Here is a 16,897-nt window from a genome sequence, read left to right as displayed (position 1 = left end):
TTCACTGCTCGCCCGTGGGCGGCGCTTCTCCCGTGAGAATGCGGAACAGGGGTTCGTTGATGTAGTAGTTACTGCGGCCGAGCTTGCGCTTGCGCAGCAGGCCGTCGGCGGCCAGCGCATCCAAGTAACGCGTCGCCGTCAGGCGAGAGACCTTGAGGTCATGCTGGATGAACTCGATCTTGGTGTACGGAAACGAGAACAGGTTGTTGATGAGGTCCTGACTGTAGAAGCGGTGCTTGGCGCGGATGCGGTGCTTGTAGTCCAGCAACAGGGCCTTGATGTCCTGAATGGTGGTGATGCCTTCGGCGGCCGTCGTCTCGACCGCATCGAGCATGTACAACACCCAGTCTTCCCAGGCATCGCGCTCGCGCACGGCTTGCAGCTTGCTGTAGTAATCCGCCTTGGTGCGCACGATGGCGCGGCTGAGATAAAGCACCGGGATGTCCAGGTGCTTTTCCTTGACGAGGTACAGCACGTTGATGATGCGGCCGGTGCGGCCGTTGCCGTCGTAGAACGGGTGGATGCTTTCGAACTGGTGGTGGATCAGCGCCATCTTCACCAGCGGGTCGGCATCGAACAGCGCGGCGTCATTGATGAAGCGTTCGAGGTCGCTCATCAGGTCCGGCAATAACTCCGGCGACGGCGGCGTGTAGATGACGCGGCCGGTGCCGTCCTTGAGCGTGGTGCCGGGCAGCTTGCGATAGCCCGGGCGGCTCTGTTCCAGTGCCGCCTGAATCTCCAGGATGTGATTGCCGGTCAGCAGGCCGGTCTGGCGGACGGCCGCGTAGCCGATCTGAAGGGCGTGCTCGTACTGCCGCACTTCCTTTGCCGCCGCGCTGCCGGGCGAATCCGGGGTGTTTTCCCGGAACAGCTCGTCATGGGTGGTGACGATGTTCTCGATCGCCGAGCTTTCCTTGGCCTCCTGCAAGCCGAGGGTGCTGATCAGGATGCCTTGATTCGGGATCGAGGCGGCCACGCCCTTGAGTTCCGCCAGCTGGCGGTTGGCGGCAACCAGCTTCTTGAGCACGGCCGGCGTCTCGAACCGGGCCGGGCTGACGGCCTGTGCGAGCTGCGGGGGCGGCGACAAAATGCTCATTTTGTGTGCTTCAGGCGGGGGACGTGTATAGATATTGCCTGTTTTCTATACACGTCACACAGAACGTGTATAGATTCAGGCCGCTGATGCGACGGGTTCGGCGGCCGGGGCACTGGCAGCCAGCATCTTTTCGAACTCGGCCTCCACCTTGGCCGTGAAGTCGGTGTCGAGCTGCCAGACATCGCCGAACTCGGCGAAGGCCCAGCGGCCGTAGCTCTTCAGGTTGTTGACGCCGGGGACCCAGTACACGTCCATCGTGGCCTTCTTCTCCTTGGTGTCTTCCCGGCGGAAGCCCTTGATCTCCACGATCAGGTTCAGGGGATCGGCGTGGCCGTCATCGATCTGCACGATGAAGTCCGGGCGGTAGATGCGCGTTTCCGAGCCGTAGCGGTACGGCACTTCCAGGCCCAGGTTGTGGTTCTTCACGTAGGCACGGACGCGGGGGTGTTTTTCGGCGACGCGGCAGAATTCCGCCTCCCAGTCGCTGTCCAGGATCACCCAGTTGATATGGCTCTTGGGCGGCGGGCCGCTGGTTTCGTAGCGATCCGTCTTGGAGGTGTTGAAGCTGACGTGCCGCGTGGAGCCGGTGGGGTTGTACGGATCGAGCACGGCCTTGATCGGCTTGGTGCCGACCAGCGAGCGGTTGATGCCGGCGATGATGCGCTCGCAGGCCATGTCGGCCAGCGACTTGTATTTGAGCTGCGCCGGGTAGGTGCCGCCCTTGCAGACCAGGCACTGGTCCAGCCATTGCCGCGCGATGCGCTTGAGCTGGCCGAAGAGGTGCAGCTTGGGCGCCTCGCCCGGATCGCGGTACTTGGCGAGGATCAGATGCGAGGTCAGTTCGTAGACGATCTGCGACGGGCGCACGTCGCCGGTGTGGGCCAGCGTGAGATCGACCGTCTCGCCGATGATTCCGGAGTTGCGGGTTTCCGTGGCGCCGACCAGATCGGGCGTCAGTTCCAGAATCGAGTCTTCGTTGAACTCAGCCGTCAGCTGCTCGTCCTGCATCTCCACGCGATAGCCCTGCACACGCGGGAAGCGGATTTCCAGGTGGTCGCGCTCCGGCCGCACGGCCTTGACCTGAATGGTTTCGCGCGGCTTCTGCGGCGGCGCCACAGCAGGCTTGGCGGTGAAGTCGAAGGGGATGCCGAGCACGTCGGCGTACTCGACATTGAAGAGCTTGGTGTCTTCGTTCAGGTCATAAGACTGGCGGCGCAGCGCGCGGCCGATGACCTGCTCGCAGAGCAGCTGCGTGCCGAAGGCGCGGATGCCGAGAACATGGGTCACGGTGTTGGTGTCCCAGCCTTCCGTCAGCATCGAGACCGAGACCACACAGCGGATCGACTCGCCCAGGCGGCCGTGCTTGCCGACGGTGTTCATCACCTCGCGCAGGAGGTCCTGATCGGTGATGTTGTCGGCGGCGTGGAGATCGCCCGTGCGCTCGATGATCTCGCGGCGGAAGCGGTCTATTTCCAGCGCGGCCAGCGCGCGGAAGTTATCGTCCAGCGCCTCGCCGGATTCCAGTTGCTCGCTGTCGATGAGCAGCGTTTTGGGGCGGCCCAGCGGGTTGCCGTGCTCGTCAAAGTTTCGGAACAACTCCAGACGGCCGTTCTCGAACGATGTGGTGCCGTCACCGTTATCTCGCTCGAAGCCGGAGATGAAGTCATAAACGAGCTTCGAGATGGCGGTGTTCTGGCAGACGATGATGAAGCAGGGCGGCACATTGATCTTGGCCTGCTGCCAGAGATCGAACGTTTGCTTGTAGTGCCCGTACAGCGCTTCCAGTGCCGTGATAAGCGGCGCCGGCAGCTTGAGCGGATCGAGCTTCGATCCCTTGCCACGCCCGCTCTTGGGCATGTCCTTGCGGATGTGCTCCCACAAGTTGCGGAACATCGGCATGTCGCCCGGCTGCGTGCCGGGCAGGTTGTCGGCCACGGGCACGCGCGGCAGCTTGACGATGCCGCACTCGATGGCATCCATCAGCGAGAAGTCGCTCATGGTCCAGGGGAACAGCGTGCCCTCCGCATAGCCCGAGCCACTGAGAAAGAAAGGTGTCGCCGAGAGGTCCATGACCCGCGCCAATCCGAGCTTGCGGTTGACCGCTTCCAGGCCGGAAATCCAGAGGCGCGCGGCCTCGTTGTTTTCCTCGGCCTCCTTTTTCTCGTCACCTTTCAGGTCGGCGTCGTCGTCCTGATCCTCATCCCGGGGCTTCTCGCGATAGCAGTGGTGGGCCTCGTCGTTGATCGCCAGGATGTTGCTCATGCCCATGAGTTCCGGCATGACCCGCTGCAGCATCTGGCCTTCGGTCTCGCGAGTGTCCAGCTCGTCGCCGCCACGACCCTGGAGCAGCAGGCGGCCGCCCTTGGACAGCTCCATGCGTTCGCGCAGCTTGAAGGCGTGGTAGTTGGTGATGACGATCTTGGCGCGTTCCAGGTCCGGGATCAGATCGCTCGGGATCAGTTCGCGGCTGGCGTAGTAGCTGTCCGGATCGTTGGGCTGCAGGACGCGCAGGCGATCCCGGATCGTCAGGCCCGGCGTGACAATCAGAAAGCCGCGGGTGAATCGCTTGCTGGTCGGACGGCGCACGGCGTTGATGGTCTGCCACGCGATCAGCATCGCCATGACCGTGGTCTTGCCGGCGCCGGTCGCGAGCTTGAGCGCGAGGCGCATCAACTCCGGGTTGGCATCGCGGTTGGCGTTGGCCAGATGTTCCAGGAAGCGCTCGCCGTTCTTGCCGATCTGCGGTGCGACTTCCGTCAGCCAGATGGCCGTCTCCACGGCTTCCACCTGACAGAAAAATGGCCGGATGCTGCTGAACGGGTGGCTCCGCCAGTGCTGAAGGAGGCGCGCGGTCTCCGGGGTGACGCGCCAGTCGGCAGGGTTCGGAATCCGCCGCCAGCGGTCCACCTCCTGGCGGACACCGTTGATGATCGCGGTGTGGGCGTACTGCTGCTCTTTGGAAGACAGGCCCTTGCCATCATCGAACTGAAGCGCGGCCTGATCGCCGCCACCCTTGCGCTTCTTCGGCTTCGGGATCGGCGTGATGAATTCGGCGGGACGCCGGCTCTCCTTGATCAGCTGCGTGGGCTGTCCGGTGGCATCCAGTTCCCAGTGGCGCGACGGGTATTCGTAGGGGGAGTTGAGGATCGGCCTCTCGAAGAACTGCTCGGACATTGTCCCGTCTCACCCTGCGTTTCTGGTTGATGCTTGCTCCGTGCCCTCTCTTGCCGGGTCTACGGCCCCATCGGGGTTATCTTCGGCAATGCATCGATACCGCGCAACACGCAGATTGCATCGGCGACTTCGGCCACAGCGGCGTGTGCTCGTTTCTCAGCGCCCCTGGATCGGCTGCGCGAGAATCCACAGGCCGGCCGTCGTGAACGACACCATCAGCACCAGCATCGGCAGCTGGCTGAGCAATGCCCGGCCACGCGACGGGAACAGGCGCAGCGCCTCGGCGTGCGCGACCCAGACGCTGACGATGTGGCCGAACAGGATCAGCGCCACCTGCGTGTGCCACACGGTGCCGAGATCGGGCAGGAACGGCGCGCGCAGCAGACCGGCCGTGCCGAACAGATTCCAGCCGTAGCCGAAGGGATCCGACAGCAGGCTGACGATCTTCACGCCCTGCGTCAGCAGCAGCGTGTAGTAGTGCGTGACGTGGTAGACGAGCGCGATCGGCAGCAGCGAGTAGGTGAACGACAAGGCCAGCTCGCGCAGGGAATGTCGCCGGCCGCCGAGCCGGCGCGCGATGCCGACGAACAGCAGGTACACCGCCAGATAGACGAACGGTGACAGCACCATGCACACGCTCTCGTAGAGCAGATACCAGGCGCGCAGCCGCGGGTAGAGATAGATCGGCCGCTGTCCGAGCCATGGCGTCAGCAGGCCGGTCGCGTCGGCCCAGACGAGGCTGTACCAGACCTTGGTCGCGCGCAGGCCGTCGAAAGCGGTGGACGACAGCATGAACAGCACAAACACGAGCTCGCTCCACGAGCTCGCGCGTTCCTGCGAGAGGCCGGCGAAGGGCCGGCGCAGGCGCAGATGCCGGCCCGGCGCGTAGTCGAGCGGCGCCATCCTGGCGATCAGGCGCAGGAACACCGCGAAGAACTCGCCGTGGCGAAACCAGTCGGCCGCGCCGAACACGCCGACCGCGGCGAGGTTCAGCAGCGTGTAGGCGCCGAGCCAGACGGCAAGCGAGAACGGCCGCGTGTTGCCGAACAGCTCGGCCCAGATGAACAGCATGTACAGCGCGAGCGCCGGCCAGTACGCCAACCGCCGCGGGTAGCGCAGGCGGCCCTGCGTGTAGCCGCGCCAGACGCGGCCGAGCAGATCGGCGAGCACGCGCCAGGGATTGACGAGCGCATACAGGTCGCCGATCAGCGCGCTCAGATAGGCGAAGCCGAGCACGAACACGACCCAGAACAGGGTCATGTCGAGATTGCGGTAGGGATCGCGCACGCCGAACAAGCCGGTCGCGATGCACAGCAGCAGGCCGAGCAGCGAGACGCCGCGCAGCAGCGCCGGCAGGCGCAGGCGCCGCAGCGTCGCGCGCAGGCCGTCGAGCGAGGGCGCGCCGTGCGCGGCTGACGGCGCCGGCGGCGCCGCGGTCGCGAACCACGCCGCGATCAGGAAGGACAGCAGCAGCGCCGCAGCAGCGCCGTAGGCATAGAGCCAGAACGGCACCGGCAGGTTGTAGATGCGGCCGAAGGAATGGGCGCTCGCCGCGGGCGGGAACAGCGACAGCGCGGCGAGGCGAAGCGCGAGCGGCGCGCGGCATCGCGCGATTTCATGGCTGCGCGTGCGGAAGCCCGCGGCCAGGGCCGGCGCACACCGCGCCCGGGTTCCCGCTGGCGCGGGGCTGACGCAAGGTGCGGGAAGCGCGGCGATGCCGATCGTCGACGCCTCAGCGCGGCTGCACTTCGAGCACGGCGAGTTCGGCGTGCGCATGGTGCAGCTCCAGATCGAAGCGGCCGGCATGCTCGGCGACGAAGCGCAGCGTGCCGGGTTCGCCGGCCTTCAGGTCCAGCGCCAGGTCGTAGCCGTGCAGGTGCAGCTCGTCGTCGCCGGCAGCGGTGACGACGAATTCGATCGTGTCGCCCTGCCGCGCGTGCAGCACCGGCGTCAGCGCTTCGGCCGGCAGCGGCCGCAGTTCGAAGCGTTTCACGGCGCCGGCCGCCGGCGCCGGCGCTGCGGCGGGCGCCGACAGATCCGCCGGCGGCGGGCGCAGCGCGAGCCACAGTCCGCCGAGCACGGCGGCGGCGGCGATCAGGAACAGGAGCGCGCGCTTCATCACCATGCGCCTCAGCGGTCCTCCGTCTTTTCCCACATGCGCAGATACGCCTCGGCGGAGTTGTACAGCGCGTCGAGCGCTTCCTTGCCGCCTTCGAGACGGATTTCCTCGACGTAGTCGGCGACGAGGCCGTAGTGCGCGGTGCCGACTTCGTCGATGTTCCAGGTCTTGCCGCTTTGCGGAATCGTTTCGAGCTCGAAGGTCACCGGCGCGAAGCCCTTGAACTGCGCGCCCCAGTCGGCGCCCTTGAACAGCGTGAACGGATAGACGACCGGCTGCGAGCCGGCACCGCGCGGACCGGCGCGATCGGCGATGCCGTTGGCATCCATGCCGTAGCCGACCGCGAGCGGATCGCTGCGGCCGGCGGCCTGCCAGATCGGCTTCAGCTTCTGCATGAATTCGACGTGGCCCTTGCCGTTCGGCTTGAACGGATAGATCAGGCCGCCGAGCCGGAGGATGTCGGTCGCCTGCTCGTTGCTGATGCCGCCGTGGCCGCCGTGCGCGGAGATCAGCGGATAGGCCGGCGTCTGCTGCCTGGCGAGCTCGATCATGTCGCTCTTGATCGACAGCTCGGCGTGGTCGATGTCGATGATGAATTTCTTCTTCATCAGCTGCTGCACGGCGTAGCGGCCGAGCTCGGTCATGCCGCGCGCATTGCACTGGCGCTTGCCGGCCGGGTACAGCGGCAGCGTGCCGTTGCTCAGCGCCAGCACGGCCTGCGTCAGCGGATCGTTGCCGGTGCCCGGCAGCGCCGTCGTCATCACCGCGCCGGCCGAGTAGAAGTAGGTGTCGCCCTCGCCGCCGTTCGGGCAGTCGTAGGTCTTCCAGAACGAGCCGGTGCCGAGGAAGCCGATGAAATTGAGCGCGAGGCCGTCGAAGATGCCGGTGCCGCCGAGCGCGCTGTTGACGTCGTGATACGGAAACAGCTCGCGCACGCCGAGATCCCAGATCTCGTCGATCTGGCGGTCGATGTCTTCCTTCGTGCAGCCGTCCTGCTCGCCGATGCCGGCGACCGATTTCGTCGTGCAGTCGAACAGGTTCGAGAACTCCAGGCCCGGCACCACCGCGAGCTTGCCGTCGTTGATCACCTGGCGCGCCTCGGCCGGGCTGCCGACGATGCGGAACCAGCCCCTGCCAGGACCGCCTTCCTGCGCATCGACGTAGTCCTGCAGCATCTTGAGATACTGGATCTGGGCAATGCCGAGCCGCATGTCGTTGCAGTCATAGCTCGCCGCCGCCGGGTTGTGCGTGACTTCCAGCGTCTTGGCCAGATCGCACAGCGCCGCGATGTTGGTGCCTTCCGAGACCATGATGCGCAGGCCGGCCTTCCAGGCGCGCTCGACCCACTTGTAATACATGGCCTGGTGCAGCTGCGAATCGTAGGCCGGCCAGTCGACGAAGGTCGGCCAGCCCTGCGTGTCGTGCGTCTTCAGCGGCGTGAAGTCGAGCACCAGCGCTTCCGGATCGAGGATGCCGTCCGGGCCGTGCGCGAGCTCGCAGTTCTTCAGCGCTTCCGGCGCGCCGAAGCGGTTGAACATCTGCCCGTACAGCACGCCGCCGGCGGAGGGACCGACCGGATGCGTGCCGTCGGACATCTCGTTGCCCATCGCCATGTGCGTGTGCACTTCGGCGAAGCCGACCACCGGCTTGTCGACGCCGCGGCCCTTGTAGGTCGTGCCCTCGACGTCGTCGCTGATTTCCGGATACGGCGTGCATCCCGTGGTCGGCACGAAGCGCACGGCATCGGCGCGCTCGCCGAGCACGAGCCTGCCGCCGGCGTCGAGGCCGAGCTTGCGGCCGTCGACCTGCTGCGCGACCGCGAAGCCGCCGCCGGCGGCCTCCTCGACCGTCCAGTCGACGGCGTCGGACGGCGCGTCGGCGCGGCCGGCGGCGCTGTCGCCGGCGGCCAGCAGCTTGGCGTCCGGGCAGTTGAAGAGATAGCGGCCGAGCGCGGTCGGCTTCATGTAGAACGGTTCGGCCTCGGCGAGCGTGCCGGCGCTGGCGCGGTAACCGTCGCCGTCGCGCACGACGAAAGCCTTGCTGACGACCGACTGCATCGCGTAGCAGCCGTTGGCCATGTCGTAGCGCGTCCGCGGCACGGCGGACGAACTGCCGTCGGCGTCACGGGACGACGGGCTGCTGCTGCCGCAGGCCGCCAGCAGCGCCACCAATGCCAGAATCCCCAAGCCACCGATGATGTCGCGCAAGGCGCTCTCCCTGTTATGCCGATGCCCGGGTTCGATGCCCGGATGCGATCATGCTGTCATCCCCTCGTCATCGTAGGACCGGACCCGGACCTCGGCGACAGTAGAATTGACCCACGCGCGAGCGGCGCGACGGCGAGCCTGCGCTGCGCACGGTCTATCGCTCGCGCGATCCGCACATGCGCGGCGGCATGAGCACGGCGCTCGGCGTGCTCGGCATGCCAGGCTTCATCGCGGGCGCCGGGCTCAAGGAGATCGGCAAGCCGCTGGCCGGCGAAACGCGGGTCGCCGCCGGGCGGCGCCGGCCGCGCGACGGCGCCCGCCTCGGCCGCGCTTCAGTGCCGCTCTTGGCCGGACTTTGCGCCGTGCGCGATGACGCGCTCGTGCAGCTCCCGCAGCAACGGCGCGATGCGCGGATCCGGCGCGACACAGATGCTCGGCGCGCTGCAGACCGGCCAGAGCTCGCTGTACGCCAGCGCGCGCTCGCTGTGCCAGCGCCCGCCTTCGCGGCGCAGGCGCAGGTGCACCAGGCCCAGCGATCGTCCCCAGTAGCCGGCCATCACCGCGGGCACGCCGCGCACCAGGCCGCGCGTCGCGTCGACCTGCGGCACGTCGCCGAACGCGCCGGGGAACAGCGCATGCGTGTGCCCCATCAGCAGCGCGTCGATGCCGGGCACGGCGGCGAGATACCAGGCGGCGTCCTCGAGATCGGCGTCATACGGCGACGCATCCGGGCCGCCGTGGATCAGCGCGACGATCAGATCGGGATGCTGCGCTTCGAGCTCGGGCAGCCAGCGCCGCGCCGCCTCGACGGCGCCGTCGACGCGGACCCGCTCTTGCAGGTTGGCGCGGTCCCATTTCATGATCTTCGGCGGCGCAAAGCCGAGCAGGCCGACACGCAGCGCCACCGGCCGCGTCGTGCCGTCCGGCAGCGTCGCGCGCAGGGTCTTGTCGACGATCAGCCAGGGCCGGAACAGCGGCTCGCCATCCGCCGCGGCGTAGACGTTCGACGAGACCAGCGGAAAGTGCGGACCCGCGCAGCGCCGCGTCTCGATGCCGGGCATCGGCGTGCCGGTGACCTGCGCCAGGAACGGCAGGCCGAAATTGAACTCGTGATTGCCGAGCGTGGCGGCGTCGTAGCCGACGACGTCCATGGCGCGGTAGATCGCCAGTTCCTCGTCGCAGGGCAGCGGCGCGACGCGCGCCTGATAGTCGGCCAGCGCGTTGCCCTGGATGGTGTCGCCGACGTCGAACAGCAGGTTGTTCGGATAGCGCGTCCGCGCGCGCCCGATCAGCGTCGCCACGCGCTCGAAGCCCCAGCGCGGATCGGCTGCGGCGGCCTGGTAGTCGTAGCTCAGCACGCGGCTGTGCAGATCGGTCGTTTCGAGCAGGACCAGCGGCAGCACGGCGCCGTCCGCAATGTCGGCATGCGCCGCTGCCGCGGGAGGCACGGCGCGGCAGGCGGCGAGCAGCACGAGCGCCAGGCCGGCGCACAGCGGATGCAGGCGGCGCGACAGGTTCGTGATGGCAGGGCGCAAGGAGCGCATGGCGGACTCGGCGGCGAGGACCGCCTCAGGCTAGCAGCGCGCGCACCGGCCCGCCGGCGGCGCCGCTCAAGGGTTGTTGTTGGCCGGCTCGAAGGACTTCAGCAGTGTCTTCTTGGTGTCGTCGTCGAGCGCGTTGGGATCCTCGCGCCGGGCGAAGTAGTCCTTCACGTTGTCGACCATGTCGCGTTTGACGGCGGCCGCGTCGTCGGCGCCCGGCAGCCCCTTGCTGACCTTCTGCAGCTTGCGATCGGATTCGGCGAAGGCGTCGGGGCGCACGACGACGGTTTCGACGTCCTCGTCCGGCGCCGCCGGTGCCGCACTCTGCGCCGCCGACAGCGCCTTGCCGAGCAGGCCGTCGCCCGCCGCCTTCGGCGGCCCCTGCCCGTAGGCCGCGCCGGCGAGCGACAGCGTGGCGACGACGAAGGCGCAACGCGTCGCGAACGACGCATCGGCGGGCGACTCCCTGCCATCGCAGCGCTTGATCATGATCTTCCGTTCGAACGCTTCGCCTGCGCGCAAGTTCCGCGTCAATCGCAGACGTCGACGATCAGCAGTTCCAGGCTCTCGCTGTCCTGCCAGCGACTGATGCCGAGCCGGTACGTGGCGTGCAGTGTGCCACGCTCGCGCAGCCGGTCGATGCCACCGAAGTGAATGGCCGACAGCGGCCCGGCCGCGTGGTCGAGCCGGTACTTGACGTGCTGTTCCTTGAGCACGCGATGGCCCAGCACGCGGAAGCGGCCCTCGAACAGCGGCTCGGCGAAGCCCTGGCCCCAGGGACCGGCCATCTCCAGCGCCTGCGCGGTGTCGAGCGCCAGTTCCGCGGCATCGAGTTCGCCGTCGGTATGGACGACGCGCGCCAGGGCGTCGTCGTCGAGCAGCTCGGCGCAGATCGCGTCGAAGGCCAGCGCGAAGCGGGCGTAGTCCGCCTCGGCGATCGTCAGGCCCGCCGCCATGGCGTGCCCGCCGAAACGCAGCACGAGGCCCGGATGGCGCGCGTCGAGCAGCACCAGCGCGTCGCGCAGATGCAGCCCGGCGATCGAGCGTCCCGAGCCTTTCAGCAGGCCCCGATCCTGGGCGCGCGCGAACGCGATCGCCGGGCGGTGCAGGCGTTCCTTGAGCTTCGAGGCGACGAGGCCGACCACGCCCTCGTGCCACGCTTCCTCGAACACGCAGACGCCGGTCGCCGCGCTGCCCTCGACCATGAGCAGGGCTTCCTCGCGCATCTGCGCCTCGATCTCGCGGCGCTCGCGATTGAAGCGGTCGAGCTGCTGCGCGAGCGGCAGCGCCGTCGCCAGGTCCGCCGCCAGCAGGCAGTCGATGCCGGTGCGGATGTCGTCGAGACGGCCGGCGGCGTTGATGCGCGGCCCGACCACGAAGCCGAGATCGAGCGAGCCGAGCCGCGCGTGCGCGCGGCCGGCGACCTGCAGCAGCGCGGCGATGCCGGGCCGCGCGCGGCCGGCGCGGATGCGCGCGAGGCCCTGGCTAACCAGGATGCGGTTGTTGTGGTCGAGGCGCACCACGTCGGCGACCGTGCCGATCGCGACCAGATCGAGCAGCTCGGCGAGATTCGGTTCGCCGCGCGTCGCGAACGCGCCGCCGGCCCGCAGTTGCGCGCGCACCGCCAGCAGCAGGTAGAACATCACGCCGACGCCGGCCAGATGCTTCGAGGCGAACGTGCAGCCCGGCTGGTTCGGATTGACGATGGCGTCGGCGTCGGGCAGCGCGGCGGCCGCGAGATGGTGGTCGGTGATGATCACCGACAGGCCGAGCGCCCTCGCCCGCGCGACGCCGGCGTGGCTGCTGATGCCGCTGTCGACGGTGATGAGCAGGCTCGCGCCGCTCTGCGCGGCGCGTTCGGCGAGCGCCGGCGACAGGCCGTAGCCCATGCGGAAGCGATCCGGCACGACATACGACACGCGCGCCGCGCCGAGCGAGCGCAGGCCGGCGACCGCGACGGCGACGCCGGTCGCGCCGTCGGCATCGTAGTCGCCGGCGATGACGATGCCCTCGCCGCTCGTGATGGCCTGCGCGACGCGCGCCGCGGCGGCGTCGATGCCGAGCAGCCCGGACGGCGGCAGCAGGCGCGCGAGCTCGAGTTCGAGTTCGGCCGCGCTCAGGCCGCGCGCCGCGTAGATGCGGCGCAGCACCGGATGCAGCGAGGCCGGCAGGGCGTCGGCATCGCCGGCGAGACGGCGTTCGAGGCGCGGCGCGATCATGGCGGTAGCGTCGCCGCGGCGCGGCGCGGCGTCGAGCCCCCCATTCGCCGAGCTTCGAATCCCCGTGGGGATGCCATCTCGGCGATCCCGCCTACTTGAGATGCGCGAGCAATGCCTTCTCGACGGCCGCGCGTTCCGGCGCGACCTGGATCAGCGACTTCAGGCCGTCCTTCATGACGATGTCCGGATCCTTGAGGCCGTTGCCGGTCAGCGTGCAGACCACCGTCGAACCCTGCGCAATCCTGCCGGTCCTGATGTCGCGCAGCGCGCCGCACAGCGAGGCGGCCGAAGCCGGCTCGCAGAACACGCCCTCGCTCGCCGCCAGCAGCTTCTGCGTGGCGACGATGTCCTCGTCCGTGCATTCGTCGAACCAGCCGTTCGATTCCTTCTGCAGCGTCCAGGCGAGATCCCAGGACTGCGGATCGCCGATGCGGATCGCCGTGGCCACGGTTTCCGGATTCTTGACCGGACCGCCGCGCATGAACGGCGCGCTGCCGGCGGCCTGGTAGCCGACCATGCGCGGACGCCGGTCGGTCAGCGGCCGGTCGAGGAAACGGCCTTCGCGATGCTGCGCGCTGATCGGTGTCGCGATGCCGGCCATCTCGCTGTAGCCGATCCAGTGCGCGCTGATGTTGCCGGCGTTGCCGACCGGGATGCAGTGGAAGTCCGGCGCGCGGCCCAGCGCTTCGACGATCTCGAACGCCGCCGTCTTCTGGCCCTGCAGGCGGTACGGGTTGATCGAGTTGACGATCGCCACCGGCGTGGTCTGGCCGATCTCCTTGACGAGGCGCATGCCGTCGTCGAAGTTGCCCTGGATCTGGATCACCACGGCGCCGTGCACGACGGCCTGCGCCAGCTTGCCGAGCGCGATCTTGCCTTCCGGGATCAGCACGAAGGCGGTGACGCCGGCGCGCACCGCGTAGGCGGCGGCCGCCGCCGAGGTGTTGCCGGTCGAGGCGCAGATGATGGCCTTGGCGCCCTCGTGCACGGCCTGGGTGACGGCGACCGTCATGCCGCGGTCCTTGAACGAGCCCGTCGGATTGAGGCCCTCGAACTTCACGTACAGCTCGCCCTCGAAGCCGACCTTCTTCGGCAGGTTGTCGAGCTTGATCAGCGGCGTGCGGCCCTCGCCGAGCGAAATGGCGCGGGCGTCGGCAGCCAGCGGCAGGCGGTCACGGTAGTGTTCGATCAGGCCGGTATAGCGGGTCACTTCGGGTCTCGTTGGAACGGCGGGAAATGGATTCGACGAATCAGGCGTCGCCCGACAGCGCGCGCGCCAGCAACTGCTCGATGTGCGCCTTCACGCGCGGCCACTCGACGTCGACCACGCTGAAGTAGACGCTGTCGCGCACGCGGCCGGACTCGGTCAGCATGTGCCGGCGGAAGATGCCTTCCTCGGTCGCGCCGATGCGCGCCAGCGCGCGCCGCGACTTGTCGTTGAGGCTGTCGGTCTTGAACTCGACGCGCATCAGGCCCAGGGTCTCGAAGGCGTGGCGCAGCAGCAGGTACTTCGCTTCGGTGTTGATGGCGGTGCGCTGCGCCGCCGGCACCAGCCAGGTCCAGCCGATCTCGGCGCGGCGATGCGTGGTGTCGACCTGCGCGATGCGCGTGCTGCCGACCAGCCGGCCGCCCTGCGTCTCGATCTGCACGAAGACCTGCGCGATACCGGCCTGCTGCCAGGCCAGCGCCTGCTCGACGAAGCGGCGCATCGCCTGCGGCGTGCCGAACTGCTGCGGAAACCAGGTCCAGATCGCCGGATCGGCGCCGGCCGCGGCCAGCGCGTCGAGATGCTCGTGGCGCAGCGGTTCGAGACGCACGTGCTGGCCGGCGAGCGTCACCGGCGAGAGATCGATGCTGGCAGCGGGCAGGCCCATCGCGCTCAGTCGCCTCTCAATCGAATTTCTCGACGCGCAGCATCGCCGCGCCTTCGCGCACGAACGGCAGGCGCAGGATTTCGGCGAGCGCGTGGTCGAAGCGGCCCTGCTCGATGACCGAGGTGATCAGGGCGACGTGCGCGTCCTCGTGACCCTGCGGCTCGCGCTGCAGGATCGCTTCGACGCTGATGTCATGCGCGGCCAGGATCGTCGTCAGTTTCGACAGCACGCCTGCTTCGTCGGCGACCTTGAGGCGCAGATAGAACGCGCTGGCGACCGCCGCCATCGGCAGCACCGGCAGGGCCTGCACGGCGTCCGGCTGGAAGGCCAGCGGCGGCACGGCGTGGCGCGGATCGGCGCCCAGGCCGCGCGCCACGTCGATCAGATCGGCGACCACCGCCGAGGCGGTCGCGTCGCCGCCGGCGCCGCGCCCGTAGAGGCCGACCTCGCCGACCGCGTTGCCGCGGATCAGCACCGAATTCAGCACGCCGTCGACCTTGGCCAGCAGCGTGGTTTCCGGGATCAGCGTCGGATGCACGCGCAGCTCGACGCCGGCATCAGCGCCCTGGCCGCTGCGCTTGGCGATGCCGAGCAGCTTGATGCGGTAGCCGAACACCTGCGCGATCTGGATGTCCTGCGGCGTCACCTTGGTGATGCCTTCGACGGCCACCGACTTCGCGTCGAGCGGCATGCCGAAGGCGATGCTGGCGAGGATGGTCAGCTTGTGCGCGGCATCGAGGCCCTCGATGTCGAAGGTCGGATCGGCTTCGGCGTAGCCGAGCTTCTGCGCGTCGCGCAGCGCGTCGGCGAAACTCTGGCCCTTCTCCTGCATCTGCGTGACGATGTAGTTGCAGGTGCCGTTGATGATGCCGGCGAGACGTTCGATGCGGTTGCCGGCGAGGCCTTCGCGAATCGCCTTGATGACCGGAATGCCGCCGGCCACCGCCGCCTCGAAGCCGATGCTGACGCCGGCCTTGCGCGCCTGCGCGAAGAGACGGTTGCCGTGCTCGGCGAGCAGCGCCTTGTTGGCGGTGACCACCGGCTTGCCGCGCGCCAGCGCGGCTTCGATCAGCTCGCGCGCCGGGCTGATGCCGCCGATCAGCTCGACGACCACGTCGACGTCGGCCTCGCGCGCGATCTGCAGCGCATCGCCGACCACGGTGATGCCGGACAGATCGCAATCGCGCGCCTTGTGCGGATCGCGCGACGACACCTGCGTGACGACCAGCGGACGGCCGACGCGGCGCGCGATTTCCGCAGCGTTGTTCTTCAGCAGGCGAACCACGCCCTGACCGACGGTGCCGAGGCCGATGACAGCTACACGGACCGCGGTCATGACGTTTTGGCTTCCTTGAGGAACTTCTTGATGTTGCGGATCGCCTGGCGCGTGCGCTGCTCGTTCTCGATCAGCGCGAAGCGCACGTGCGTGTCGCCGTACTCGCCGAAGCCGATGCCCGGCGAGACGGCAACGTGCGCCTGTTCCATCAGCCGCTTCGAGAATTCGAGCGAACCGAGCGCCTTGAACGGCTCCGGGATCTCGGCCCAGACGAACATCGTCGCCTTCGGCTTGTCGACCTTCCAGCCGGCCGCGTTGAGGCCGTCGCAGAGCACGTCGCGGCGCTGTTGGTACATGTGGCGGACCTCGGCGACGCACTGCTGCGGGCCTTCGAGCGCGGCGATCGCGGCGACCTGGATCGGCGTGAACATGCCGTAGTCGAGATACGACTTGATGCGCGCCAGCGCGCTGACCAGCGTCGGGTTGCCGGCCATGAAGCCGACGCGCCAGCCCGGCATGTTGTAGCTCTTGGACAGCGTGAAGAACTCGACGGCGACGTCCTTGGCGCCCGGTACCTGCAGCACGCTCGGCGCGGTGTAGCCGTCGAACACGATGTCGGCGTAGGCGATGTCGTGCACCAGCCAGATCTGGTGCTCGCGGCAGATCGCCACCACCTTCTCGAAGAAATCCAGCTCGACGCACTGCGTCGTCGGATTGCCCGGGAAGTTGAGGATCAGCATCTTCGGCGTCGGCCACGATTCCTTGATGGCCTTCTGCAGTTCCTCGAAGAAATCGACGTCCGGCGTCAGCCGCACGTGGCGCACGTCGGCACCGGCCAGCACCACGCCGTAGGGATGGATCGGATAGGCCGGGTTCGGCACCAGCACCACGTCGCCGGCATCGAGCGTCGCGAAAGCCAGATGCGCGAGGCCTTCCTTGGAACCGATGGTCGCGATGACTTCGGTCTCCGGATCGAGCTCGACCTCGTAGCGCGTCTTGTACCAGCGCGCCATGGCGCGGCGCAGGCGCGGCACGCCCTTGCTCACCGAATAGCGGTGCGTGTGCGTGCCGTCCTCGTCGTGCAGCTCCGGCTTCACGTAGTCCGAATCGGTGCCGCGCACCGAGGCTTCGACCAGCTTGTCGAGGATGTGCTTGGGCGTCGGCTGGTCCGGATTGCCCATCGAGAAATCGATGACGTCGTCGCCGCGAGCTCGGGCCGCCTTCTTCAAATCGCCGACGATGTTGAAGACGTAAGGAGGCAGGCGCTGGATGCGCGGGAAGACGGTGTTCACGGGATTCCTGGATGGATGGGAGGGACTGCGCGACCGCGGGCTCCGGGACGGAGCTTAAAAGGGGCGGTATTAGAGCAAGTCGGGGGTTTCCCCGCAAGC

At 68.2% G+C, this 16,897-nt stretch carries 12 protein-coding genes; all 12 read right to left on the bottom strand.

Features of this window, described 5'->3' with window-relative positions; translation table 11 throughout:
- Position 1: 1 nt before the first annotated feature.
- The 12 genes from K344_RS24550 to alaC all read right to left on the bottom strand — a co-directional run bounded on the left by K344_RS24550 (position 2) and on the right by alaC (position 16,798).
- Positions 2-1,096 (bottom strand): Fic family protein, encoded by a 1,095-nt coding sequence (locus K344_RS24550; RefSeq protein WP_028079407.1) that lies wholly within the window; start codon positions 1,094-1,096, stop codon positions 2-4.
- 75 nt (positions 1,097-1,171) lie between these two features.
- A complete protein-coding gene (locus K344_RS19830) occupies positions 1,172-4,270 on the bottom strand; it encodes a BPTD_3080 family restriction endonuclease (RefSeq protein ID WP_043113661.1) in 3,099 nt (1,032 codons plus the stop codon).
- A 156-nt stretch (positions 4,271-4,426) separates the two neighbouring features.
- Entirely contained in the window at positions 4,427-6,046 is a 1,620-nt protein-coding gene (locus K344_RS0102835; protein ID WP_028079406.1) for a hypothetical protein, read from the bottom strand.
- Entirely contained in the window at positions 6,003-6,389 is a 387-nt protein-coding gene (locus tag K344_RS19825) for a cupredoxin domain-containing protein (protein ID WP_157622726.1), read from the bottom strand. The genes K344_RS0102835 and K344_RS19825 overlap by 44 nt, the downstream gene beginning before the upstream one ends.
- A gap of 11 nt (positions 6,390-6,400) precedes the next feature.
- Positions 6,401-8,596 carry a hypothetical protein gene (locus K344_RS0102825; protein WP_028079405.1) on the bottom strand — a complete coding sequence of 732 codons (2,196 nt, stop codon included), beginning with the start codon at positions 8,594-8,596 and terminating at the stop codon, positions 6,401-6,403.
- Positions 8,597-8,928: 332 nt separating this feature from the next.
- On the bottom strand, positions 8,929-10,140 hold the full coding sequence (locus K344_RS19820; RefSeq protein ID WP_051361814.1) for a metallophosphoesterase: 1,212 nt from the start codon (positions 10,138-10,140) through the stop codon (positions 8,929-8,931).
- A gap of 66 nt (positions 10,141-10,206) precedes the next feature.
- Complete coding sequence (locus K344_RS0102815; RefSeq protein ID WP_157622725.1) at positions 10,207-10,626, bottom strand: hypothetical protein; 420 nt, start codon at positions 10,624-10,626, stop codon at positions 10,207-10,209.
- Between the two features lie 41 nt (positions 10,627-10,667).
- The gene (gene recJ / locus K344_RS0102810) at positions 10,668-12,356 is read right to left on the bottom strand and encodes a single-stranded-DNA-specific exonuclease RecJ (protein WP_043113658.1); all 1,689 of its coding nucleotides are present in this window, start codon (positions 12,354-12,356) and stop codon (positions 10,668-10,670) included.
- A 91-nt stretch (positions 12,357-12,447) separates the two neighbouring features.
- On the bottom strand, positions 12,448-13,566 hold the full coding sequence (gene thrC / locus K344_RS0102805) for a threonine synthase (protein WP_043113656.1): 1,119 nt from the start codon (positions 13,564-13,566) through the stop codon (positions 12,448-12,450).
- A 40-nt stretch (positions 13,567-13,606) separates the two neighbouring features.
- Entirely contained in the window at positions 13,607-14,230 is a 624-nt protein-coding gene (locus tag K344_RS0102800) for a GNAT family N-acetyltransferase (protein WP_028079401.1), read from the bottom strand.
- A 16-nt stretch (positions 14,231-14,246) separates the two neighbouring features.
- Positions 14,247-15,566, bottom strand: a complete 1,320-nt coding sequence (locus tag K344_RS0102795; protein WP_028079400.1) for a homoserine dehydrogenase — start codon at positions 15,564-15,566, stop codon at positions 14,247-14,249.
- Complete coding sequence (alaC, locus tag K344_RS0102790) at positions 15,563-16,798, bottom strand: alanine transaminase (protein ID WP_028079399.1); 1,236 nt, start codon at positions 16,796-16,798, stop codon at positions 15,563-15,565. Before alaC ends, K344_RS0102795 begins: the two co-directional genes overlap by 4 nt.
- Between the last annotated feature and the right edge of the window lie 99 nt (positions 16,799-16,897).

This window comes from Solimonas soli DSM 21787 (assembly GCF_000474945.1).
Lineage (GTDB): Bacteria > Pseudomonadota > Gammaproteobacteria > Nevskiales > Nevskiaceae > Solimonas > Solimonas soli.
The sequence above is the reverse complement of the archived record's forward strand: the minus strand, read 5'-3'. Positions and strand labels throughout refer to the sequence as shown.